This is a genomic window from Oceanicella sp., from assembly GCF_056449545.1.
The window spans coordinates 18,699-40,845 of sequence record NZ_JBWOMN010000142.1; the positions used below are offsets into that span (position 1 = coordinate 18,699).

General features: G+C 68.9%; 18 protein-coding genes. 5 read left to right on the forward strand and 13 right to left on the reverse strand.

Going from position 1 to position 22,147, the window contains the following annotated elements:
- Positions 1–224 precede the first annotated feature (224 nt).
- Positions 225–3,926: a vitamin B12-dependent ribonucleotide reductase gene (locus AC1HC7_RS18140; RefSeq protein ID WP_479498398.1), complete on the forward strand. Its 3,702-nt coding sequence runs from the start codon at positions 225–227 to the stop codon at positions 3,924–3,926.
- Between the two features lie 280 nt (positions 3,927–4,206).
- Here the strand turns inward: AC1HC7_RS18140 and AC1HC7_RS18145 are convergent, their stop codons facing one another.
- The 3 genes from AC1HC7_RS18145 to msrB form a co-directional block, all read right to left on the reverse strand.
- A complete protein-coding gene (locus AC1HC7_RS18145; RefSeq protein WP_479498399.1) occupies positions 4,207–5,415 on the reverse strand; it encodes an FAD-dependent monooxygenase in 1,209 nt (402 codons plus the stop codon).
- Between the two features lie 41 nt (positions 5,416–5,456).
- Positions 5,457–6,125 carry a pyrimidine 5'-nucleotidase gene (locus tag AC1HC7_RS18150; RefSeq protein WP_479498434.1) on the reverse strand — a complete coding sequence of 223 codons (669 nt, stop codon included), beginning with the start codon at positions 6,123–6,125 and terminating at the stop codon, positions 5,457–5,459.
- A 63-nt stretch (positions 6,126–6,188) separates the two neighbouring features.
- On the reverse strand, positions 6,189–6,644 hold the full coding sequence (msrB, locus tag AC1HC7_RS18155) for a peptide-methionine (R)-S-oxide reductase MsrB (protein WP_479498400.1): 456 nt from the start codon (positions 6,642–6,644) through the stop codon (positions 6,189–6,191).
- A gap of 102 nt (positions 6,645–6,746) precedes the next feature.
- Between msrB and AC1HC7_RS18160 the strand changes: the two genes are divergently transcribed.
- Positions 6,747–7,544 carry a GNAT family N-acetyltransferase gene (locus AC1HC7_RS18160; protein WP_479498401.1) on the forward strand — a complete coding sequence of 266 codons (798 nt, stop codon included), beginning with the start codon at positions 6,747–6,749 and terminating at the stop codon, positions 7,542–7,544.
- Positions 7,545–7,567: 23 nt separating this feature from the next.
- On the opposite strand, the gene AC1HC7_RS18165 is transcribed toward AC1HC7_RS18160, so the two are convergent.
- The 9 genes from AC1HC7_RS18165 to AC1HC7_RS18205 all read right to left on the reverse strand — a co-directional run bounded on the left by AC1HC7_RS18165 (position 7,568) and on the right by AC1HC7_RS18205 (position 18,982).
- The gene (locus AC1HC7_RS18165; RefSeq protein WP_479498402.1) at positions 7,568–9,163 is read right to left on the reverse strand and encodes a TRAP transporter large permease; all 1,596 of its coding nucleotides are present in this window, start codon (positions 9,161–9,163) and stop codon (positions 7,568–7,570) included.
- A gap of 73 nt (positions 9,164–9,236) precedes the next feature.
- Positions 9,237–9,773, reverse strand: a complete 537-nt coding sequence (locus AC1HC7_RS18170; protein WP_479498403.1) for a TRAP transporter small permease subunit — start codon at positions 9,771–9,773, stop codon at positions 9,237–9,239.
- Positions 9,774–9,923: 150 nt separating this feature from the next.
- Positions 9,924–10,982: a TRAP transporter substrate-binding protein gene (locus AC1HC7_RS18175; protein WP_479498404.1), complete on the reverse strand. Its 1,059-nt coding sequence runs from the start codon at positions 10,980–10,982 to the stop codon at positions 9,924–9,926.
- A 173-nt stretch (positions 10,983–11,155) separates the two neighbouring features.
- On the reverse strand, positions 11,156–13,303 hold the full coding sequence (locus AC1HC7_RS18180) for a TadE/TadG family type IV pilus assembly protein (RefSeq protein ID WP_479498405.1): 2,148 nt from the start codon (positions 13,301–13,303) through the stop codon (positions 11,156–11,158).
- Positions 13,300–13,965: a TadE/TadG family type IV pilus assembly protein gene (locus tag AC1HC7_RS18185; protein ID WP_479498406.1), complete on the reverse strand. Its 666-nt coding sequence runs from the start codon at positions 13,963–13,965 to the stop codon at positions 13,300–13,302. The genes AC1HC7_RS18180 and AC1HC7_RS18185 overlap by 4 nt, the downstream gene beginning before the upstream one ends.
- On the reverse strand, positions 13,965–14,492 hold the full coding sequence (locus tag AC1HC7_RS18190; RefSeq protein WP_479498407.1) for a TadE/TadG family type IV pilus assembly protein: 528 nt from the start codon (positions 14,490–14,492) through the stop codon (positions 13,965–13,967). Before AC1HC7_RS18190 ends, AC1HC7_RS18185 begins: the two co-directional genes overlap by 1 nt.
- A 338-nt stretch (positions 14,493–14,830) precedes the next feature.
- Entirely contained in the window at positions 14,831–16,462 is a 1,632-nt protein-coding gene (locus tag AC1HC7_RS18195; RefSeq protein WP_479498408.1) for an alpha-D-glucose phosphate-specific phosphoglucomutase, read from the reverse strand.
- A 67-nt stretch (positions 16,463–16,529) separates the two neighbouring features.
- A complete protein-coding gene (locus AC1HC7_RS18200) occupies positions 16,530–17,252 on the reverse strand; it encodes an NYN domain-containing protein (protein WP_479498409.1) in 723 nt (240 codons plus the stop codon).
- An 884-nt stretch (positions 17,253–18,136) separates the two neighbouring features.
- Entirely contained in the window at positions 18,137–18,982 is an 846-nt protein-coding gene (locus tag AC1HC7_RS18205; RefSeq protein ID WP_479498410.1) for a DUF6473 family protein, read from the reverse strand.
- A 165-nt stretch (positions 18,983–19,147) separates the two neighbouring features.
- Here AC1HC7_RS18205 and AC1HC7_RS18210 point away from each other — a divergent pair, with 165 nt between their 5' ends.
- From AC1HC7_RS18210 to AC1HC7_RS18220, 3 genes are all read left to right on the forward strand, one after another.
- Positions 19,148–20,023 carry a 3-hydroxybutyryl-CoA dehydrogenase gene (locus tag AC1HC7_RS18210; protein WP_479498411.1) on the forward strand — a complete coding sequence of 292 codons (876 nt, stop codon included), beginning with the start codon at positions 19,148–19,150 and terminating at the stop codon, positions 20,021–20,023.
- Between the two features lie 126 nt (positions 20,024–20,149).
- Positions 20,150–20,851 carry a YceI family protein gene (locus AC1HC7_RS18215; RefSeq protein WP_479499287.1) on the forward strand — a complete coding sequence of 234 codons (702 nt, stop codon included), beginning with the start codon at positions 20,150–20,152 and terminating at the stop codon, positions 20,849–20,851.
- Between the two features lie 7 nt (positions 20,852–20,858).
- Positions 20,859–21,431 (forward strand): cytochrome b, encoded by a 573-nt coding sequence (locus AC1HC7_RS18220; RefSeq protein ID WP_479498413.1) that lies wholly within the window; start codon positions 20,859–20,861, stop codon positions 21,429–21,431.
- A gap of 56 nt (positions 21,432–21,487) precedes the next feature.
- Here AC1HC7_RS18220 and AC1HC7_RS18225 read toward each other — a convergent pair whose 3' ends face one another.
- Complete coding sequence (locus AC1HC7_RS18225) at positions 21,488–22,096, reverse strand: TlpA disulfide reductase family protein (RefSeq protein ID WP_479498414.1); 609 nt, start codon at positions 22,094–22,096, stop codon at positions 21,488–21,490.
- Positions 22,097–22,147: the final 51 nt, after the last annotated feature.

Genomic DNA, 22,147 nt, shown 5'->3' on the forward strand with positions numbered 1-22,147 from the left:
TTGATCCGGGGCGGCGCGGTCGGAGCGAGGGGCTCGCGCCCGCCGATGCGACCACGGGGCCTCGCCCCACCAGACCACGGGGCCTCGCCCCATCGAATGCAATGCGGGGCCTTGCCCCAAAATACGGATCAGAACGCGCAAGCGTTCGGCGGCGTGCGCGTAAACGAGTGCGGCGACGACATGAATCCGCCTGAGAGCGGCACGGACGAACGAGGGACACCGACATGCAGATTGATCGCCGTTTCACCACCGAGGGCGCCTCCCCCTACGAGACCCTGGAATTCCGCACCACCGCGTCCGAGATCCGCAACCCCGACGGCTCGGTGGTGTTCGCGCTGGACAGCATCGACGTGCCCGCGGCGTGGAGCCAGGTGGCCTCGGACGTGCTGGCCCAGAAATACTTCCGCAAGGCCGGGGTGGCGGCGCGCCTGAAGCCGGCGCCCGAAAAGGGCGTGCCGGTCTTCCTGCAGCGCAAGGTCCCCGACGAGGCGGCGCTGGCCGACCTGCCCGAGCAAGACCGCTATGTGGGCGAGACTTCGGCGCGCCAGGTGTTCGACCGGCTCGCCGGCGCCTGGGCCTATTGGGGCTGGAAGGGCGGCTATTTCAGCAGCGAATCCGACGCCCGGGCCTATTACGACGAAATGCGCTACATGCTGGCCGCCCAGATGGCGGCCCCCAATTCGCCCCAGTGGTTCAACACCGGGCTGCACTGGGCCTATGGCATCGACGGCCCGTCGCAGGGGCATTTCTACGTCGATTTCAAGACCGGCGAACTGACCAAATCGGACTCCGCCTACGAACACCCTCAGCCCCACGCCTGCTTCATCCAGTCGGTGAGCGACGACCTCGTCAACGAGGGCGGCATCATGGACCTGTGGACCCGCGAGGCGCGGCTGTTCAAGTACGGCTCCGGCACCGGCACCAATTTTTCCTCCCTCAGGGCCGAAAACGAACGCCTCGGCGGCGGCGGCAAGTCCTCGGGGCTGATGTCCTTCCTGAAAATCGGCGACCGGGCGGCGGGGGCGATCAAGTCCGGCGGCACCACGCGCCGCGCCGCCAAGATGGTGATCTGCGACATGGATCACCCGGATATCGAGGCCTTCATCGGCTGGAAGGTGAAGGAGGAGCAGAAAGTCGCCTCGCTGGTCGCCGGATCGAAGATCCACGAGAAGAAGCTCAACGAGATCTTCGGCGCCATCCGCGTCTGGGACGGGGCCGAGGACGACGCCTTCGACCCGAAGAAAAACCCCGCGCTGAAGCGGGCGATCAAATCGGCGCGCCGCGCCGCGATCCCGGAAACCTACGTGAAGCGGGTGCTGCAATACGCCGCGCAGGGCTATGCCTCGATCGAATTCCCCACCTATGACACCGACTGGGATTCGGAGGCGTATCTGACCGTCTCGGGGCAGAATTCCAACAACTCGGTGCGCGTCACCGACGCGTTCCTGCAGGCGGTGAAGGACGATGCCGACTGGGAGCTGATCCGCCGCACCGACGGCAAGGTGGCGAAATCCGTCCCGGCGCGCGAATTGTGGGACCAGATCGGCCACGCCGCCTGGGCCTGCGCCGACCCGGGCGTGCAGTTCCACGACACCATCAACGCCTGGCACACCTGCCCCGAGGACGGGCCGATCCGGGCCTCCAACCCGTGCTCGGAATACATGTTCCTGGACGATACGGCCTGCAATCTCGCCTCGATGAACCTGCTGAAATTCTACCGCGACGGGGCGTTCGACGCCGCCGCCTACGAACACGCGACGCGGCTGTGGACCGTGACGCTGGAAATCTCGGTGCTGATGGCCCAGTTCCCGAGCCCCCAGATCGCCCGGCGCAGCTATGAATTCCGCACGCTGGGGCTTGGCTACGCCAATATCGGCGGGCTGCTGATGAACATGGGCTACGGCTATGATTCAGACGAGGGGCGGGCGATCTGCGGCGCGCTCACCGCGATCATGACCGGGGTCAGCTACGCCACCTCGGCCGAGATGGCCGGCGAGATCGGCGCCTTTCCGGGCTACGCGAAGAACGCCCGGCACATGCTGCGGGTGATCCGCAACCATCGCCGCGCCGCCTATGGCGAGGCGAAGGGCTACGCGGATCTGGCGGTGACGCCGGTTCCGCTCGATCATCGCAACTGCCCCGATCAGCGGCTGATCGGGCGCGCCCACGCCGCCTGGGATCTGGCGCTGGAGCTGGGCGAGAAGAACGGCTACCGCAACGCCCAGGCCACCGTCATCGCGCCCACCGGCACCATCGGGCTGGTGATGGACTGCGACACCACCGGCATCGAACCGGATTTCGCGCTGGTCAAGTTCAAGAAGCTGGCCGGGGGCGGCTATTTCAAGATCATCAACCAGTCGGTGCCCGCGGCGCTGGAAAAGCTCGGCTATGACGGCGCGCTGATCGAGGAGATGGTGCGCTACGCGGTCGGGCGCGGCACGCTCGGCGACGCGCCGGGGATCAACCACGAAAGCCTCGCGGCGCTGGGCTTCGGCAAGGCCGAGCTGGAAAAGGTCGAGGAGGCGCTGGCCACCGCGTTCGACATCTCCTTCGTGTTCAACCAGTGGACCCTGGGCGAGGCGTTCTGCACCGGCACGCTGGCCGTGCCCGCCGACCGGCTGGCGGACCCGACCTTCAACCTGCTGGCGCATCTGGGCTTTTCCAGATCCCAGATCGCCGCGGCCAACAATCATGTCTGCGGGACCATGACGCTGGAAGGCGCGCCGGGGCTGCGCCCGGAACATCTGTCGGTGTTCGACTGCGCCAACGCCTGCGGCAAGATCGGCAAGCGGTTCCTGTCGGTGGAGAGCCACATCGCCATGATGGCCGCCGCCCAGAGCTTCATTTCCGGGGCGATCTCGAAAACCGTGAACATGCCCAATGACGGCACGATCGAGGATTGTCTGAGCGCCTATGAGCGCAGCTGGGCGCTGGGGGTGAAGGCCAACGCGCTGTATCGCGACGGATCGAAGCTGAGCCAGCCGCTGGCCACCCAGCTGATCGACGACGACGATGACGACGATCTTGAAGAACAATTGGCCGAGGCCCCGGCCGCCGCCCGCGCCAGCCTGATCGCCGAGAAGATCGTCGAGAAGGTGATCGTCAAGGAGGCGGTGCGCGAACGCGAGGCGCGCCGGAAACTGCCCGGGCGGCGCAAGGGCTACACCCAGAAAGCCATCGTCGGCGGCCACAAGGTGTATCTGCGCACCGGCGAATACGAGGACGGCAAGCTCGGCGAGATCTTCATCGACATGCACAAGGAAGGCGCCGCTTTCCGGGCGATGATGAACAACTTCGCCATCGCGATCTCGGTGGGTCTGCAATACGGGGTGCCGCTGGAGGAATTCGTCGACGCCTTCACCTTCACCCGCTTCGAGCCGGCCGGGATGGTGCAGGGCAACGATTCGATCAAGAACGCCACCTCGATCATCGACTACATCTTCCGCGAACTGGCGGTGAGCTATCTGGACCGATCGGATCTGGCCCATGTGAAGCCCGACGGGCTGGAATGGGACGGACTCGGCCGCGGCGAGGAGGAGGGCAAGTCCAACGTGGTGAAGATGTCGCGCGAGGTCAGCGACGCCGCCGTCGCCATGATCCGCAAGGTGTCGAGCCCGGGCTATCTGCGCAAGCGCCTGCCCAGCGAGCTGGTGGCGCTGAACGGCGGGGCCTCGGCGGATCTGGGGGTTCCGGTGCTGGAGACCGTGGGCGGCGGCGGTTCGGTCAGCGAGACGCTCGTGGCCTCGGCCTCGATCGCCGCGTCGCCGGGCGCCGCGATCGGGCTGGCGGTGATGGACAATCGGGCCAAGGCGCGGATGCAGGGCTACGAGGGCGACCCCTGCGGCGAGTGCGGAAACTTCACGCTGGTGCGCAACGGCACCTGCCTGAAATGCAACACCTGCGGCGGGACCTCGGGGTGCAGTTGATCTTCTGAATTATCGGGCCGGCGCCTGTGCGGCGGCCCTCATGCCATCAGGCCGCAGGCGAAACTCCGGGCAGACAAGAAAAGAAGCCTGACAACCAAGACCTCGGAGGGGTGCGCGAGCATCCCTCCCTTTTTGTCGCGGAGTCGCGCGGATGGCGCCGCTCGCCCCGGGTCGCGCCTGCCGGCGAACGAAACGGAATGACGCCTGGTCGGCGTCATGAGTCCTTGCGTGGCGCGTCGATTGCGGGGGCGGCGCGCGGGGCCGGCCTGGGCGGGCGGGTTCAGGCGGCGCCCATGCCAAGGCGCATCGCCGCGCGGCGCAGCGGGCGCAGGCCGTGCAGGGTTTTCAGGCCGGCGCGGCGCAGGTTCGCCAGCAGCGGATCCCCGGTCAGCGCCGCGCGGTTCAGCAGGTCGATGCCGGCGACGCGCGCCGCCATCTCCGGCCAGCGGGCGCGGTGGTAGCGGGCGAGCAGCGCCGGGGCGCCGATGTCCTCGCCCCGGCCCGCCGCGTCGGCGAGCAGGTCGGCGAGCGCGGCGATGTCGGTGAGCGACATGTTCAGCCCCTGGGCGCCGATGGGGGGCACCACATGCGCGGTCTCGCCGATCAGCGCGGTGCGCGGGCCGTCGAGCCGGGGCGCGAGCTGGCTGATGATCGGCCACAGCGCCCGGCGCCCCGCCAGCCGCAGCCGCCCGAGCACGAAGCAGCCGCGCGCGTTCAGCGCGGTTTCGAATTCTTCGACATCCATGTCCATCAGCGCCGTCGCGCGGGGGCCGGTTTCCATCCACACCACCGAGGAATGGGGGAGCCCGTCGCGATCGGGCAGGGGCACCAGCGTGAAGGGGCCGCCGGAGCGGTGGATCTCCGTGGACACGCCGTCATGCGGACGGTCATGGGCGACCGCGAAGACCAGCGCCTTTTGCGCATAGCCCCAGCGTCTGGCGGTGAGGCCGACCATGGCGCGGGTTTCGGAATTGCGCCCGTCCGCGGCCACCGCCAGGCGGGCGCGCACCACGGCGCCGTCGGCGAGCGCGGCGACGACCTCGCGATCCCGGATCACCAGGCGGGCCAGGGCGGCGGGGGCGCGGCGACTGGCCAGCGGCAGCGCGTCGATGCGATCCAGCAGCGCGCGACGGATGGCGGCGTTGGGCAGGTTGCAGCCGAAGGGGCGCTCCTGCATCTCGGAGGCGACGAAATCCGCGGTCTCGCGCGGGGCGTTGTCGGCGCCGCCGGCGTCGATCAGGCGCATGGTCCAGAGCGGCGCGGCCTCGTCCGCCAGCGCCGCCCAGGCGCCGGCGCGCTCAAGGGTGTCCACCGAGGGCATGAGGAAGGCGGTGGTGCGCGGATCGGTCTTCGGGTCGCCGGCGTCCAGATGCGGCGGTTCGCGATCGACGCAGAGCGTGCGATGGCCCTCGGCGGCGAACAGGGCGGTCGCGGCAAGCCCGGCGGGGCCGCCCCCGACCACCAGGATGTCGGTGTCGATGCGTTCCATGGCGGGCAATCTAGGCCGCGCGGCGCGGCGAGGAAAGCCGATCAGGCGAGGCGCGACAGAAAGCCCGAGAGCGTGGGCGCGGCGAAATCCACATGCGGCGCGCCGGCATCGGCCCCGGGGCCGATCAGCGCCGTCACCGCGCCCAGTTCATGGGGCGTGCGCAGGTTGCGGGGGTCGTCCTCGAACATCGCCGCGCGGCGCGGGTTCAGCCCGTCGATGCCGAAGATGCGCTGATAGGCGGCGGGGTTGGGTTTTGGCGTGTAGAAGGCGTGCTCGACCCCGTAGACGCGTTCGAAACAGCCCTGCAGCCCCAGCGCCCGGATGACGTTTTCGGCGTAGGGGGCGGTGCCGTTGGTGTAGACGATGCTGCGCCCGGGCAGGGCGCGGATCGCGCCGCCCAGCGCCGGGTTGGGGGTCAGCACGGAAAAATCGATGTCGTGGACATCTTCGAGGAACGGATCGGGGTCGACGCCGTGATGGATCATCAGCCCGGCCAGGGTTGTGCCGTGATCGTGCCAATAGGCGGTGCGCAGGCGGTCGGCCTCGGCCCGGCCCACCTGCAATTCGCGCATCACATAGGCGGCGATGCGGGCCTCGATCTGGCCAAACAGCTGGTCGCGGGGCGGGTAGAGCGTGTTGTCGAGGTCGAAGATCCAGGTGCGCACCCGACTGAAGGCGGTCGCGGGATCGGCTGGCGGGGCGTCTTTCATCGCCCAGTGATAGACCGGGAGAGGTTTCGGGTCCATTGACGCATGCGCGGCGATGACCGGCGCTCAGCTTTCCTCGGGCGCGAAGCGCAGCGCCACGCCGTTCATGCAGTAGCGCAGGCCCGTGGGCGGCGGCCCGTCGGGGAACACATGGCCCAGATGCGCGTCGCAGCGCGGGCATATGACCTCGGTGCGGCGGCTGAACAGGGACCGGTCGTCGCGCTCGGCCACCGCATCGGGCGCCGCCGGGGCCCAGAAGCTGGGCCAGCCGGTGCCGCTGTCGTATTTGGCCGCGGCGTCAAACAGCGGCGCGTCGCAGCAGGCGCAGCGGAACAGGCCCGGGACCTTGGGGAAATCATCGTTGGAAAAGGCGCGCTCGGTGCCTTTGCGCCGGGTCACGCGATAGGCGAGATCGTCGAGCCGGGCGCGCCACTCGGCGTCGCTGCGGCGGATCTTCGGGGCGTCGGGGCCGGGTTCCGGGTTTGATCCGGGGCCGGCGTCTGGGCTGGAATCGCGGGTCATCATGTCTCCGAAGGGCCGAACCGGCGCCGATGCGCGCCGCGGTCATGGTAATGTCAAGCGGTTCGGCCTATCAAGAACCCGTCAGGCAATCGGGAGGGCGCGATGTTCGCATTCACGCGCGGCGGATATCGGGTGCGTTTCAGCGACGATCCCGCGGATGCGGAGGCCGCGCAGCGCTTGCGCCATCAGGCTTTCGTCGCGGCGCGCGGCATCCGGCGCGATTGCGGGGCCGACGCGCGCGACGCCGACGAATTCGACCCGCTGTGCCGGCACGCGCTGATCGAGCAAACCGGAAGCGGGCGGCTCGTGGGCTGCTTTCGCATCATGCGCCTGGCCGACGGCGCCGAGATCGCGCGCAGCTATGCGGCCCGCCATTACGAATTGTCGGCGCTGCGCCGCTATCCGGCGCCGATGATCGAGATGGGCCGCTTCTGCCTGCGCCCCGGCCATGGCGACCCGGATGCGCTGCGCATCGCCTGGGGGGCGATGACCCGCTATGTGGAGCAATCCGGCGTCGAGCTGCTGTTCGGCTGTTCGAGCTTCGAGGGCGTGGAGGCCGACGCCTATGCCGACGCCTTCGCCTATCTGCGCGCCCGCCACATGGCGCCAAGGCGCTGGCGCCCGCAGGTGAAGGCGCCGCGGGTGATCCGCTTCGGGGCGGAGGCCGAATCGGACCCGGCATCGGCATCGGGGTCTGGGTCTGGGTCTGGGCGGCGCCTCGATCCCAAGCAGGCGCTGCGACGGATGCCGCCGCTGCTGCGCTCCTATCTGGCGATGGGGGGCTGGGTCTCGGATCACGCGGTGATCGATTGCGATCTCAACACGCTGCATGTGTTCACCGGGGTTGAAATCAGCCGCGTGCCGCCGCGCCGCCGGGCGCTGATGCGCCTGGCGAGCTGACGGGCAGGGGGGGGCGCAACGCCCTAGTCAAAGAAAACATGGGTGAGGCCAGGCCAGATCAGCAGCACTGACAGCGCCAGCAGCTGGATGCCGATGAAAGGCAGGAAGCCGCGGAAGATGTCGGTCAGCGAGATATGCGGCGGGGCCACGGATTTCAGGTAGAAGGCCGCCGGGCCGAAAGGCGGCGACAGGAAGCTGACCTGCATGTTCATGCTGAACACCACCCCGAACCAGATCGGCACGAAGCTGGCGGGGATCTCGCCGAACACGCCGATATCGGCGACCGGCAGGCGGGTGACGATGGGCAGGAACACCGGCATCACCAGCAGCACGATGCCGACCCAGTCCATGAAGGCGCCCATGAACAGGAAGATCAGCATCATCACCAGGATGACGCCCATGCTCGGCAATTCGGCGCCGATGATCAGGTTGGCGACATAGGTCGGCCCGCCGGCGATGGTGTAGGCCCCGGCCAGCGCGGTGGCGCCGATGGTCACCCAGATGATGGTGCCGGTGGATTTCACCGTGCGCAGCAGCGAATCGTAGATCAGCGAGAAGCTCAGCTCGCGCCGGAAGGCCGACAGCACGATCACCGCCACCACGCCCATGCCCGCGGCTTCGGTGATGCCGGTGATGCCGCCGTAGATCGACCCGAGCACCACGCCGATCACCACCGTCGGCGCCACCAGCCCCTTGCCCATGGTCCAGGCCAGCCGGCGGCGATCATGGCCGATGGCGAAGAACAGCAGCGCCGCGCAGGCGACCGCCACCCCGGCCAGCACCGCCATGTCCATGGGGGCCACCAGTTTCAGCGGGGTCTCGCCCTCGGGGCGCACCGCCTGGTCCATCAGGTTGATGACGACGGCGCGCAGCAGCAGCAGCGCCGCGATCCCGCCGCCGAAGATCAGCATCAGCGCGCCGAACAGCACCGCCTTGGCGCCGCCCGCGGGATCGTCGGCGTCCTCGGGGGGCAGGGGCGCGTCCTCGGGGTGCAGCTGGGTGCGCACGATGATGTAGACGATGAAGAAGCTCGCCAGCATGAAGCCGGGCAGGAAGGCGGCGGTGAACAGCGCCTTGATCGAGCTTTCGGTGATCAGCCCGTAGAAGATCAGCACGATCGAGGGCGGGATCATGGTGCCCAGCGAACCGCTGGCGCAGATGGTGCCGATGGCCAGATTCTGATTGTAGCCGAGGCGCAGCATCTGGGGCAGCGCGATCAGCCCCAGCAGCACCACCTCGCCGCCGATGATCCCGGACATGGCGGCCATGATCACCGCCATGATCGAGGTGACGATGGCGATGCCGCCCCGCGTGCGGCTCAGCCAGATGTTGAGCGAGGCGTACATGTCCCGCGCGATTCCCGATCGCTCCAGCAAGGCGGCCATGAATATGAACAATGGCACCGAGATCAGCACGTAATCGGTCATCAGCCCGTAGATGCGCTGGGCGAGGATGTTCAGCGGCCCGGTGCCGGGGCGTCCGAACAGCAGGTCCGGGCCGAATTTCAGCACCAGCGTCAGCACCGCCAGCGCCCCCGAGGCCAGACCCAGCGGCATGCCGATCGCCAGCAGCGCCAGCATGCCGACCAGCAGGATGAGCGAGATGGTTCCGATATCCATGGCGTTCCTCGTCGCCCATGTCTGGCGGGCTTGTCTGGCGGGCTTGTCTGGCGGGTCGGGCGTGGCGCGCGGTTCAGACGTCCAGTTCGTCGATGTCGTCGGCGGGGGTGTGGATCTGCTTTTCCTTGCCCCAGTCCTGGATCAGGTTTGACACCGCCTGCACCGCCACCAGCGTCACCACCAGCAGCACCAGCGGCTTCATGGTCGCCGGGATCGGCGGATCGAAGGCGGTGCCGAAGGTTTCCCAGCGCAGCAGCTTGTCGCGCGCCTCGTTCCAGCCGCCATACAGGATGGCGGCGGAAAACAGGCAGATCAGCGCGGTGGACACCAGATCGGCGACGCGCTGCAGCCAGCGCGGCATCATGTCGTAGAGAATGTAGATGCGGATATGGCTGCGCTGCTGCATGGCGTAGAGCCCGGACAGCAGGAACACCATGCCCGCCAGCCACAGCGACAGTTCGTTGGCCCAGAGCGTGGGCGCCTCGAACACGTAGCGCACCACCACCTCGTAGAACATGACGCTGACGATCACCGAGATCAGGATCATGGCCAGGCGGCCGGCGACGATGCTGACCCAGTCGAAAAATCCGGTGATTTCATGTTCATGCATGGCGGCGGCTCCGGGCTTGCGCGGGGGGCGGCGCGGCGCATGGCGGCGCTGCGCATCGGGCGGCGGGCCGGTTTCGGGCGCGAAACGCAGGCCGCAGCGATGACGGGCCCCCGCGCGGGGGCCCGTCGCCATTGTCCTCAGACGGGCGGATTACTTCGCCAGGCCGAGCTTCTTGAGAAAGGCCATGTGGCTGTCGACCAGCGCCCTTGCTTCAGGGGTCTTGTCGGCCCAGCCCTGCCAGGACGCCTGCGCGGCGGCGCGGAACGCGTCGCGGTCCTCCTGGCTCCAGTCATACAGCGTGACGCCCTCTTGGCGCAGCTTCGCGGCGGCCTCGTTGTTCTTGATCTCGAAGGTCAGCGCGGTCTGGAAGGCGAGCTTCTGCATGGCCACGTCCATCACCCGCTGGATGTCGGCGGGCAGGCCCTCCCAGGCGTCGATGCGGCAGGCCAGATGGTCCGAGGGCATGGAATGGAACCCGGGATAGTTGGTGTATTTGCCCAGATCATACAGCCCCAGCCCGACATTGTTGGCCAGCCCCGAGGCGTCGGCGCCGTCGATGATGCCGGTCTCCAGCGCGGTGAAGATCTCGGTGAAATCCATCACGATGGGGCTGGCGCCCATGGCGGCGAAGATCTCGGTCTCCAGCCCCGGGGGCGAACGGAACTTCCAGTTCACCAGGTCCTTGGGCCCGGCGATCGGGCGGGTCGACACCAGGCTTTCCTGCCCGTAGATCCACCAGCCGATCAGCTTCATGTTGTATTCGCCGTACAGCTTGTCGGCCGCCTCGAAGCCGCCGTTGTAAAGCCAGGCGTATTGCTGCCATGGGGTGTCGTAGCCGCCCATGATGTCGCCGACGAACTGGAAGGCCGGGTTCTTGCCGGTCTGGTAGCCGCCGCCGGTCATGTCGCAGTCGAGAATGCCCGAGGCGGCGGCGTCGAAGGTCTCCACCGATTTCACCACCGAGGACGAATAGAACATTTCGATCCCCAGGCGGCCGTTGGACATCACCTGCACGTCGTCCACGAACTGCGCGGCAAGCTTGCCCGACACGGTTTCCGGCGCGTAATGGGTCTGGATGCGCAGGTTGTATTCGGCGGCCGAGGCGGCGGAGACGCCGAGCCCGGCGGCGCCGATGGCGGCGACGGCGGTCGCCATGGCGGCGGATTTCAGAAGCCGCGCGGACCTGCGGTCGGTTTTGGCGGTGCGCATGTGTTTCCTCCCTGAAAACTCTGGGGCGCCGTGCGGGATTGCGCGGCGCGTGCTCGAATCCGTTGAACCGGCTTTTTCTTGGAGCCCGAAAATACTCTGGGACAAAATTTTGCAAAAGGAAATCTGAATCCGCATGTCAGGGGAGGCGGGCATCGGGTCCGAGGCCCGCGGCCTCAGTCCGACAGCACCGGGTAGGAGGTCAGCGCCACCGGGCCCGGTTCGATGATTCCGATCATCTCCAGCAGGATCTCGTCGTCGCGCGCCGGCGCGGCGCGGCTGTTGGCGATGGTCACGTCGTCCACGGCGCCGCGTCCGGGCAGAAAGATCGCCATGCTCAGCACGTCGGGCTCGTCGATGGCCAGGGTGACGCTCTGGCTGCGCTCCAGCAGCGGGATCGCCACGTGGCGCGTTTCGCGCGGGTCGTGGTCCAGCCCGTCGCCGCCATGCTGGCGGGCGAGCCCGTCCTCGACGGTCAGCCATTCGCCGACGGGATCGTCGATATCGCTCGCGTAAAGGCGGATCACCCCGCCAAGCTCGCTGCCCAGCACCCGCAGCGATTTCACCTCGGTGGGTTCGCTGAACCCGAAGATCAGCCAGCCGCCGCGCGCCTCGGGGACCGGCGCGGCGGGGTCGGCGCTTGCGGACACGATCAGCACGTTGCCGAAGGTGGTGTGCGCCAGCGGGTCGTCGGCGCCCCCGGTGGGGTTGGCGGCGTCAAACAGCATGGGCAGGTTGCGCGACCCGGCGTTGTCCTCGCCGACGGCCCCGTCGTCGCCCGCGTCGCCGCTTGCGTCGTCATAGTTCGCCGCGGCGTGGCCGCCGCCGGCGCGGGTCGACGGCTTGACCGCGATCCGCGCCACCCCGACATCGGCGTAGGGGCTGGCGTCGGACAGCACGTCGCCCGCCGCCATCCAGCGCCCGTCGCGCCGGTCGTCGAAGCCGATGACGAAATCATCCTCGCGCCGCACCGGGTTGGTCAGCAGCACGTCGGCGTAGTATTTCACCGGCACGTCGCGCTTTTCGCGCCCCTGCAGGCCGGCGCGATCGACGATCGCCACCTGGAACACCCGGCGATCCTCCTTGGCGCTGGTCGTCGGGTTGCAGAGATTGCGCGTCGAATCCTCGGCCCCGAGCGGGTCCAGCCGCCCCATCGCGGTTTCCAGCCGGTAGACGTCGGCGCGCGTGGCCAGCCCCGGGGGCGGGGGGCCGCCATGGGTCTTGCGCCAGTAGAGGTCGATCCGCCCCGGGGCCATGGGGCCCGACAGCGCCCCGCAGGCGTCGCTGTCGAAACAATCGTCCACCGGCAGGCCCATGGAGGAGCTGACCTTGCCGTAATCGGGCGCAACGCAGCTGTAGATATCCCCGGAAATGACGTTCATGTCCGACGAGGCCCCGGGATTGGCCTGCAGCCCGGCCACCGATTCCGCCCAGATGTCAAAGCGCGTGTTCAGCCCCGCGGCCACGTCCACGTCCTCGCCCGCCATGATGTCCACGCTGGGCTTGCAGGCGCTTTCATGGCTGTCGATGGCCAGCAGGCAGGCGGCGCGGTTGGCCCCGAAATAGCCGCTGCAGGCGCCCGCGGCGTCGTCCTGCAGATCGCTGATCAGCGCGTATTCGCCCGATTGCCACTGCCCGTCCAGGCCCTTGCTGAGCCGCAGCTGCCGCCCCGGCGCGCCGAGATCCGCCTTGCTGGCGCCGTCGGGGGCGATGACGGCCAGCAGCGGGGTCATGCATTCGGGCCCGCGCATGGGCCGCGCCGCCGCCCAGGCCCCGATCTTGAAGCCGGCGTTGTAGTCCTCGGCGCTGGAAAGCAGGCGCAGGAACGACCAGCGCACCGAACTTTCGACCGCGGTGACCAGCACATGCGTCGCCTTGGTCGGGTCGTCGGTGATCAGCCCGCGCAGGCTGTTCGCGGTCTTGCCGCGCCGGGGGCCCCGCGGCGGCCCGGACAGGAAGAAGACATCCTTGATCGCGAAGGCGTCGGCGTCGCTGGAAAACACCGTTGATTTGGCGATGACGCCGTTGGAGATGATCCAGGCGGCGCGATCCAGCGCATCGGGCTGGCCGTCCAGTTCGGCGGCGGCGGCGATGGCGACGCTGTCGAGATAGGATTGCATGCGCGCCTGTTCGGCATAGGTGCGCCCCACATCGACCACCAGCCCCAGCATGGCCAGCAGCGCAGCCGAATAGATGATGATCGACACCAGCACCGCGCCCTCGGCGTCCTGCCCGAAATCCCGCAGCCGGGCGCGGGCGCGCCGCCACAGGCGCCCGGCGCGCGGATGCGCGGCGAGGGGGGCGGCGGCGCAGGGGGCGCTCACGAACATGTCTTCTGGCGCGCCCGGCCCAGCCCCATGCTCTCGCCGATCATCGAGGCGGAGACCCGCGGCGGCTGCGCCGAGGGACGCCAGAACAGCGAGCGCAGCGAAAAGTCATGCCGCGCCACCCGCACGGTGATCAGCGGCACGACGCGCCCGCCGACCTCGCCCAGGCGGCTGTCCTCGTAGGTGATCTCGATGCTGTCCGAATCGACCCCGGCGCCCTGCATGGCGGCGCGCACCGAGGCCAGCACCGCGGCGTCGCAATCGCCGCCGGCCCCGTCGCTGGAACATGTCCAGCTGGTCTGCGCCAGCGGCAGGCAGGGGCTCGGCGAATTCAGGCAGTAGCGTTCCGCCGGCGTTTCGGGCAGGGCGAGGAACCGGGTCTCGTCCAGTTCGTAGATCGGCTGGCCTTCGGAATTGCGCAGCGCCGCGCAATGGGCGGGGGCGAGGATCGCCGCCGCGCGCACCCCGCGACTGGCGGCGTTGGAGGCCGAGATCAGAAAGAAATACGACATCGCCACCTGCACCACGAACAGCATCATGGCGACCAGCGGCACGAAGACGAGCACGAATTCCACCGTGGCGGCGCCGCTGTCGTCGCGCAGGAACGCGGCGCGGCGCCGGGCTGCGGGTTGCGGCGGATATGCGATGCGCGCGCCCATCAGTCGAACAGCAACTGCGAGCTTTCGGCGTACATCACCACCGAATCCATCTCGCGGCGCACCACGTTGTCGCTGAAGATCATCAGCAGCGGCACGCCGACCTTGACCGCGGCCAGCACCGTGACCTGGTAGCGGTCGCGCCCGAACACCGCGCGGCTGCCGGGCACCGCCGTCAGGCGCAGACAGGGCGACCCTCCATCGGCGCAGATCAGATCAGGGCCCGACACCGGCGCGAGCGTGACGTCGCCGCCGGACTCGCGCAGCCGTTCGGCGACCAGCGCGAAAGCGCGGTCGACGCCGGCGGCGAGCAGGTCGCCCTGGGGGTCGCGAGGCGTGATCGAGAGGATTCGCGCCGCGTCGCGCACGGCGCTCTCCATCACGGCGTTGACCCGCAAGGCGCCGCCGAGTTCCGACCCGACTGTGGCCATTCCGACCAGCAGCGGCACCGCCACGACGAATTCGATCGTGGCCGAACCGGCATCGTCAAGAAAGGCCCTGCACACCCTGAAGAAAGCAGACTTCAACACCGATACGCACCATTCCCGAACCGGCTACTCCGGTCCAAACTGCGCGCGCCCGGTCTCTCGCCAAGGCGCCGACGGCGTGGCGAACGGTCGCGCGTGCCCCGTCCTGCGGCATTTCGACCGAGAGCAAGGCTACGGGAGCACGCACGTTAACCGCATTCAAGTTGAATGCATGGTGAAGAAGATATTAATGCGGGGTGGGCGCGCCAAGACGCTCCGGCGCCTGATGCAGCAAGGCAACGCCGGGGTTTTCAGCATGCCCGCGCCGTTCATCCCGGGGCGTTCAGGACGCCGCCTCGCGAGCGCCTCAATGCCGCTCCGGAGATGAACGAAACGCCGCTTCAGGTGCGCATGTCCGGCGCCTCGCGCCCGGTGCGCGCGGCGATTCCGGCGATCGCGTCGACGGCGGCGGCCAGATCGGCGAGCCGGGCCTGGGGGTCGTCGTCCTGGCGCGCCGGATCGGGTTCGAACCGCTCCAGATACACCCGCAGCGTGGCCCCCGCCGTGCCGGTGCCCGACAGGCGCAGCACGGCGCGCGCGTCGTCGCCGAACAGCAGGCGGATGCCCTGTTTTTCGGCCCGCGAGCCGTCCACCGGGTCCGTATAGGCGAAATCATCGGCGGCGGTGACGGTCATCCCGGCAAAGCTCCGCCCCGCCAGGTCGCCCAGCCGGGCGCGCAGATCCTCCATCAGCGCGGCGGCGGCGGCGGCGTCCAGCGCCTCGTAATCATGGCGCGAATAGTAGTCCCGCCCGTAGGCGCGCCAATGCGCGGCGGCGATCTCGGCCACCGACGCGCGCCGCGCGGCAAGGATGTTGAGCCACAGCAAAACCGCCCAAAGCCCGTCCTTTTCGCGCAGATGATCCGACCCGGCGCCGGCGCTTTCCTCGCCGCAGATCGTCACCCGCCCCGCGTCCAGCAGATTGCCGAAATACTTCCAGCCGGTGGGGGTCTCATGCGCCTCGATCCCGAGCCTCGCCGCCACCCGGTCCGCCGCCCGGCTGGTGGGCATCGATCGCGCCACCCCCTTCAGCCCGCCGGCGTAGCCCGGGGCCAGATGCGCATTGGCGGCGAGCATGGCCAGGCTGTCCGACGGGGTCACGTAGACGCCGCGCCCGACGATCATGTTGCGATCGCCGTCGCCGTCCGAGGCGGCGCCGAAATCCGGCGCCTCGGCGCCCATCATCAGCGCCATCAGCCCGGCGGCGTGCGCCGGATTGGGGTCGGGATGGCCGCCGCCGAAATCCGGCAGCGGCGTCGCATTCATCACGCTGCCCGGCGCCGCGCCCAGATCCCCTTCGAGAATCGCCGTCGCATAGGGGCCGGTGACCGCGTGCATGGCGTCGAACTTCATCGTGAACCCGCTGGCGAACAGCGCCCGGATGGCGTCGAAATCGAACAGGTCGCGCATCAGCCCGGCATAGATCGCCACCGGGTCGACGATGTCCACGATCATCTCGCCGATGCGCGCCTCGCCGATCGTCGACAGGTCCGGATCCGGCGCCTCGGCGATGCGGTAGGCGTCGATGGTCTCGGTGCGGGCATGGATGGCGTCGGTGATCGCCTGGGGCGCCGGGCCGCCGTTGGGGATGTTGTACTTGACGCCGAAATCGCCGTCGAGCCCGCCGGGATTGTGGCTCGCCGACAGGATCAGCCCGCCATCGGTCTTGCGGCTGCGGATGATCGCCGACACCGCCGGGGTCGACAGCAGCCCCCCCTGGCCGACGATCACCCGCGCGGCGCCGTTGGCGGCGGCCATGCGCAGGATGATCCGGATCGCCGCGGCGTTGAATTCGCGCCCGTCGCCGCCAAGGGTCAGGGTCTTGCCCGCGATCCCGCCCACCGCGTCAAACACCGACTGGATGAAATTTTCCAGATAGCCGGGCTGCATGAAGACGCGGGTGCGCGCGCGCAGGCCCGAGGTGCCCGGCTTCTGCCCGGCGATCGGGGTTGTCGGGACGGTGCGGATGATCATGCGGAAAACTCCGTTTGCGCGGCGCCGGGCGCCCGGGTCGGGATCGCGGTCAAAATCGGATTCGGATTCAGATCCTGGGCTCTTGCTTGAGCCGGATGCGGATGTGGCTGCCGGGCAGGCGCTTGATCTCGAAGGCGCCGGATCTTTCGATCACGTCGCTGAGTTTCGAGCAGCCATAGCTGCGGGAATCGAAATCCGGGGCCAGGTTGTTGAGCTGGCTGCCGACGACGCCAAGCGCGATCCAGCCGTCCTCGTCGGCGAGATCGGCGATCGCCTTGCGGATGATCGGCACGGCGGCCGAGGGCGAATCGGTCCTGGAGTCCGGCGCGGGGCCGCTCTGGCTGGTCGAGGCCGGCATCAGGTTCTCGGTGTAGAAGAACCGTCGGCAGGCCTGGCGAAACGCCTTCGGCGTGGTGCGCCGCCCGAATCCGTAGACATCGACCCCCTGTTCGCGGATGCGGCTGGCCAGCCGGGTGAAATCGCTGTCCGAGGACACCAGGCAGAACCCGTCGAAACGGCCGCTGTGCAGCAGGTCCATGGCGTCGATCACCAGCGCGATGTCGGAGGAATTCTTGCCCACCGTGTAGGCGAATTGCTGATGCGGGATGATGGCGTATTGCGCCAGCAGATCGGCCCAGCTTTTCAATTGCGGACTGGAGAAATCGCCGTAGATGCGCCGCACCGAGGCCTCGCCCAGCTTGGCGATTTCCAGAAACAGCCCCTCGGCCACCTTGGGCGAGGCGTTGTCCGCGTCGATCAGCACCGCGAGTCGTGGCGAGTCATGGATCATGAGACCGGTCTTAGCGCATGGGGGCGGGGCTTGTCATGGGGGGGATTGGCGCGGCGGGTCGCCCTGACAGGGCCTTTCGGCAAGCCCGGCCATGCCGGATGCGCCGCCCCCGCGCCGGCGCCCCCCCTGGCCGCGCGCATGTGAACCGCCCCGGGTTTGCCGGAGCGCGAAACTCTCAAGGGATGAGCCCCATGACGCAGAGAAAGCGCGCCTCAAGGCTTTGGAGGGCGAAAGCCGTGACCTTCGCCGGGCCAGCGCGATCCTGAAGAAGGCATCCGCCTGTTGCGCTCTGGCGGGGGTCGACCGCCCGTTCAAGCGCTGAGCCGGTTCATGGAAGGCCCAGGCAGGGCCCCCGTTGCGACCGCGGCCCATGCGGCGGCCTGAAACGCCGAGAGGACAAAAGGCGGAATCCGACAGCCCCGGGGGCGAACCGGATCGGTCCCGGGAGAGACGAGGGGCATGGCGATCCCGTCGAGAGGCCCGGACCCGGCGGCGCGAACCGCTCAAGGCCGGGCAAAAGGCGGCGCCGTCACGCCCTCACTGACATCGCCCTGCGACGGTTCGGAACATCTCCGGGCGCCGAGCGCGAAGAGACGCCGGTGCGGAAAAGGGCATCGCGGCGGCTTGAATGCAAACGCCTGATTCGGCGAGGCGCGTTCAATTGGGGGGCGGGCTCTGTCCGGATCGAGGCGGCGCAGGGCGCCCGTGTCGTCGCGGGATCCCGGGCCCCGCGGGGCGCAAGGTCGTGGCGGCGTTGCGGATGCGCGCTCGCTTCGCCCTGAGGCGCAGCGGAGCGCATCTCGAACGCCGAGGCCCAAACCCGGCGCCCCTGCCGAACCGGCAATGGATCGGCGCCGCCAGGGCGTCGCCGGTCTGCGATTCGCTCAGGACAGCATGTCTTTCAGCACCGGCTCCAGCGCCTCGGCGGCGGCGTCGTGCATGGATTGCGAGGGGAACTGGCGCGAGGCCTTGGCCCCGAGTCCCGCCGCCTCGGCCACCTGACGCGCCGGGCCGGGGGCCGGGCCGCCGGGGCGGGCCACGCATTCCACATAGGCGTCGGCCAGCGGGCGGATCTTTTCCAGCACCTCGCGATCCACCGCGTCGGGGAATTTCACCCGCGCCTTGCGCTTGTCGCGCTTGGCGGGCTGGTCGGGGCTGCGTTCGGAGAACCACAGCAGCAGCGTGCGGGTCTCGACTGATTCCAGCAGCAGGCGCATGCGCGCCACCCAGGCGGCGCGGCACTCCGCCTCCACCACCTTGAAGCGGTCGGGATCGCGCTGGTAGAGGTTTTCCAGCAGCCGCCCGATCATGTCGTAGCTTTCGAAATCCACGTCCGAATACAGCGCCCGCAGCGTGTCCGACACCGCCCGCAGGCGCCGGTTGTAGCGCCGCCCCACGGTGTAGAGCCGGTTCGACAGGTTCCAGGCGCTGCCGACCTCGATGACGCAGACCTCGGCGCGGCAGCAGGCCTCCAGCACCACCGGATCGGCGAGGAAGAACCCCGGCCCCGCGCCGTCGACGCCGAGATTGAAGGCGCTCACCCCGAGAGCCTTGCCCACATGCGCGGGATACGGGGTCTCGACGAATTTGCCGAAAGTCTGTTCGGAGCCGACGAAGGCGACGTAGCGCCCCGACAGATCCGGCGCCGGGCCGCGATAGAGCCGCTGACGGCGCCCGAAGCGATAGGTCTGGTAGTCGATGACGGCCTGGTCGAGGCTCAGCTGGCTCATGACAGCCTCCGCGCATTGGTGTTTGAAAGTCGTTGTCAGGCACAATGGCGACAAGCTCTTGATGTGGAGTTAAGAGCGTGGGATTGCGCGCAGATGCGCCTTGCCGCGTCCCGGCGCGGGGCGTAGGTTCCTGCGCGAAGGCGGGACGGGAAACGGGAGCGGAGCATGGCGATCCAGACGGTCGGGGTGATCGGCGCGGGCCAGATGGGCAACGGCATCGCGCATGTGTTCGCGCTGGCGGGCTATGACGTGCTGCTCAACGATCTCGACGAGGACCGGATCGACGCCGCATTCGCGCGCATCGCCAGGAACATGGATCGCCAGATCGGGCGCGGCACGCTCAGCGAGGCCGACAAGGCGGCGGCGCTGGCGCGGCTGGGCAAGACCACGGATGTCGCGGCGATCGGCCCCTGCGATCTGGTGATCGAATCGGCGGTCGAGAACGAGGCGGTGAAGGCGAAGATCTTCGCCAGCCTTGCGCCGCATCTGGGCGAAGACACCATCCTCGCCACCAACACCTCGTCGATTTCGATCACCCGGCTGGCGGCGGCCACCGACCGGCCCGAACGCTTCATGGGCCTGCATTTCATGAACCCGGTGCCGCTGATGCAGCTGGTGGAGCTGATCCGCGGCATCGCCACCGACGAGGCCACCTACCAGGCCCTGAAGCAGGTGGTGGCGCGGCTCGGCAAGACCGCGTCCTCGTCCGAGGATTTCCCCGCCTTCATCGTCAACCGCATCCTGCTGCCGATGATCAACGAGGCGGTCTACACGCTCTATGAGGGCGTCGGCGGGGTGGAGAGCATCGACATGGCCATGCGGCTGGGCGCCGGGCATCCCATGGGGCCGCTGCAGCTGGCGGATTTCATCGGGCTCGACACCTGCCTCGCGATCATGAACGTGCTGCATGACGGGCTCGGCGACACCAAGTACCGGGCCTGCCCGCTGCTGGTGAAATACGTCGAGGCCGGCTGGACCGGGCGCAAGTCCGGGCGCGGGTTTTACGATTATCGCGGCGAAACCCCCGTGCCGACGCGCTGAACGCCGCCCGCGGGGGCGCCCGACGCGCCGCGGGACGCTCAACAAGTTTTGACCGGCGACACTGTCCCGCTGCGGGCGTTTCCGGCGTATGCTGCGCCATGACCGCGCGTGCCAAGGGGTGACGAGATGCGCCTGACCGACTGCGCCGACGCCGCGCACGCCCTTGCGCGCCGCATCCGGAGGCTTCGCGCCCTGCCGGCGCTGGCGGCGCTGCTGATCGCCGCGCCCGCCATTGCCGGGGCCGCGCCCGCCGACGCCGTTGCCGTTGCCGGGGCCGCCGCCGGGGCCCGGGAATGGCGCGTGGTCGGGGCCGAATCCCGCATCCAGTTCGATTTCGAGGTCAACGGCGTGGCCGGGCAGGGGCGGTTCTCGCGGTTCTCGGGCGCGGGGATCTTCGATCCGGCGCGCCCCGAGAACTCCAGCCTCGCGATGGAGATCCAGATCGGCGGGCTGACCATCGGCAACCCCATCGGCGACGCTTTCGTGCTGGGGCCGGACTGGTTCGACCTGGCGAATCATCCGCTGGCGCGCTTCCGGCTCGACGATCTGCGCCTGGTGCGCAGGGCGGGGCTGGCCGAAAAGCTGGGCGAGGCCGCGTCGAACATCGCCTTCATGGCCACCGGGCAGCTGACGCTGAAAGGCGAAACCCTGCCGATCTCGGTGCCGCTGCGGCTGGTCATTGACGGCGATGCCGCGCATGCCGTCGGCGCCTGGGATTTCGAACCGCTCGACTATGGCGTCGGCGACGGGCCCTCGGCGCTGTTCGCCAGGGTGGGCGACCGGGTGCGGGTGTCGTTCGACATTCTGGCCCGGCCGGCGAAACCCTGAGGCGCCCATGCGGTTTCGCGACAATGCGCGCGGCTGGGGCCTGATTTCGCGCCTGATCCACTGGGCGATGGCGGCGGGGATCCTGTTTCTGCTCGGGCTCGGGTTCTACATGGTCAACGCCGAGAGCGACCTCGCCGCGCGTTTCATCCTGACCCAGACCCACAAGAGCTGGGGCGTCGCGGCCTTCGCGCTGGCGCTGCTGCGGCTGGCCTGGCGGGCGGCCAACCCGCGCCGCCCGGCGCCCCCCGCCGCGGCGACGGCGCTGCAGAACCGGATCGCGGCCTGGAGCCACCGGGCGCTGTATGCGCTGATGCTGGCGATGCCGGTGACCGGGTGGCTGATGGCCAGCGCCTCGCCGCTGCAGGACGCCTACGGCATCCCCAACACGGCGTTCGGAATTATCGCGCTGCCCGATCCGTTCCAGCCGGGGGGGCAGGCGCTGACCGACGCGCTGCTCCGGGCGCATCTGGGGCTGGCGCTGAGCCTGACGGCGTTGCTGGCGATCCACGCCGGGGCGGCGCTGGCGCATCATTTCGTCTGGCGCGACAACGTGCTGACGCGCATGATGTCCGGCCGTTGAGCCCCTGTTCGGGCGCGGCGCGGCGCGGCGGCTTGCGGCCGCGCGCACACGGGGACTCAGCCGCTGGGGGATGCGGTCATTTCGGCGATGCGACGCAGGATCGCCTGCGCCTCCGGCCCGTCCCATTCGGCGTCGCCCTGCAGGCGGGCGACCTCGCGGCCCTCGCGATCGAGGATCATGGTCACCGGCAGGCCCAGAACGCCCATCGCCCGGGTCACGTCGCCGCGCTCGTCCACATAGACCTTCAGGTTCTCGATGCCGAGCTTCTTGTAGAACTTGCCGGCCTTGGCGCGCCCGGTGCGTTCCACATTGATGGCGACCACCTCGATGTCGTCGCCGCCAATGGCGCCCTGCAGCCGGTCGATGGAGGGCATCTCCTTGCGGCAGGGCGGGCACCAGGTGGCCCAGAAATTCACCAGCACCACCTTGCCGGCGAAATCCTCGAAGGCATGGAAGTTGCCCGAGGCGTTGGTGAAATTCGCGGTGACCGGGTCGCGGGCGAATTCATGGATGACCAGCTTGCGCATGTCGCCGCCGCGCATCTCCATCAATTCCGCCCGCCCGTCATCGGTGGGATCTGCGAGGCCGCCGCCGGCCATCGCGGGGGTGGCGGAAAGCGCCGCTGCGCCGTATAGCAGTGCGGTGAATAGGGCGGCGAAACGCATGTTTTCGGCTCCTGACTGATGGGGCGCCGACCAGGGCGGCGCCGGTGTGGA

What these genes read in the sequence shown, in the direction of transcription:
- AC1HC7_RS18140 (WP_479498398.1), top strand. Translation starts at nt 225, where the DNA reads ATGCAGATTGATCGCCGTTTCACCACCGAGGGCGCCTCCCCCTACGAG.
- AC1HC7_RS18145 (WP_479498399.1), bottom strand. Translation starts at nt 5,415, where the DNA reads ATGGAACGCATCGACACCGACATCCTGGTGGTCGGGGGCGGCCCCGCC.
- AC1HC7_RS18150 (WP_479498434.1), bottom strand. Translation starts at nt 6,125, where the DNA reads ATGAAAGACGCCCCGCCAGCCGATCCCGCGACCGCCTTCAGTCGGGTG.
- msrB (WP_479498400.1), bottom strand. Translation starts at nt 6,644, where the DNA reads ATGACCCGCGATTCCAGCCCAGACGCCGGCCCCGGATCAAACCCGGAA.
- AC1HC7_RS18160 (WP_479498401.1), top strand. Translation starts at nt 6,747, where the DNA reads ATGTTCGCATTCACGCGCGGCGGATATCGGGTGCGTTTCAGCGACGAT.
- AC1HC7_RS18165 (WP_479498402.1), bottom strand. Translation starts at nt 9,163, where the DNA reads ATGGATATCGGAACCATCTCGCTCATCCTGCTGGTCGGCATGCTGGCG.
- AC1HC7_RS18170 (WP_479498403.1), bottom strand. Translation starts at nt 9,773, where the DNA reads ATGCATGAACATGAAATCACCGGATTTTTCGACTGGGTCAGCATCGTC.
- AC1HC7_RS18175 (WP_479498404.1), bottom strand. Translation starts at nt 10,982, where the DNA reads ATGCGCACCGCCAAAACCGACCGCAGGTCCGCGCGGCTTCTGAAATCC.
- AC1HC7_RS18185 (WP_479498406.1), bottom strand. Translation starts at nt 13,965, where the DNA reads ATGGGCGCGCGCATCGCATATCCGCCGCAACCCGCAGCCCGGCGCCGC.
- AC1HC7_RS18195 (WP_479498408.1), bottom strand. Translation starts at nt 16,462, where the DNA reads ATGATCATCCGCACCGTCCCGACAACCCCGATCGCCGGGCAGAAGCCG.
- AC1HC7_RS18200 (WP_479498409.1), bottom strand. Translation starts at nt 17,252, where the DNA reads ATGATCCATGACTCGCCACGACTCGCGGTGCTGATCGACGCGGACAAC.
- AC1HC7_RS18205 (WP_479498410.1), bottom strand. Translation starts at nt 18,982, where the DNA reads ATGAGCCAGCTGAGCCTCGACCAGGCCGTCATCGACTACCAGACCTAT.
- AC1HC7_RS18210 (WP_479498411.1), top strand. Translation starts at nt 19,148, where the DNA reads ATGGCGATCCAGACGGTCGGGGTGATCGGCGCGGGCCAGATGGGCAAC.
- AC1HC7_RS18215 (WP_479499287.1), top strand. Translation starts at nt 20,150, where the DNA reads ATGCGCCTGACCGACTGCGCCGACGCCGCGCACGCCCTTGCGCGCCGC.
- AC1HC7_RS18220 (WP_479498413.1), top strand. Translation starts at nt 20,859, where the DNA reads ATGCGGTTTCGCGACAATGCGCGCGGCTGGGGCCTGATTTCGCGCCTG.
- AC1HC7_RS18225 (WP_479498414.1), bottom strand. Translation starts at nt 22,096, where the DNA reads ATGCGTTTCGCCGCCCTATTCACCGCACTGCTATACGGCGCAGCGGCG.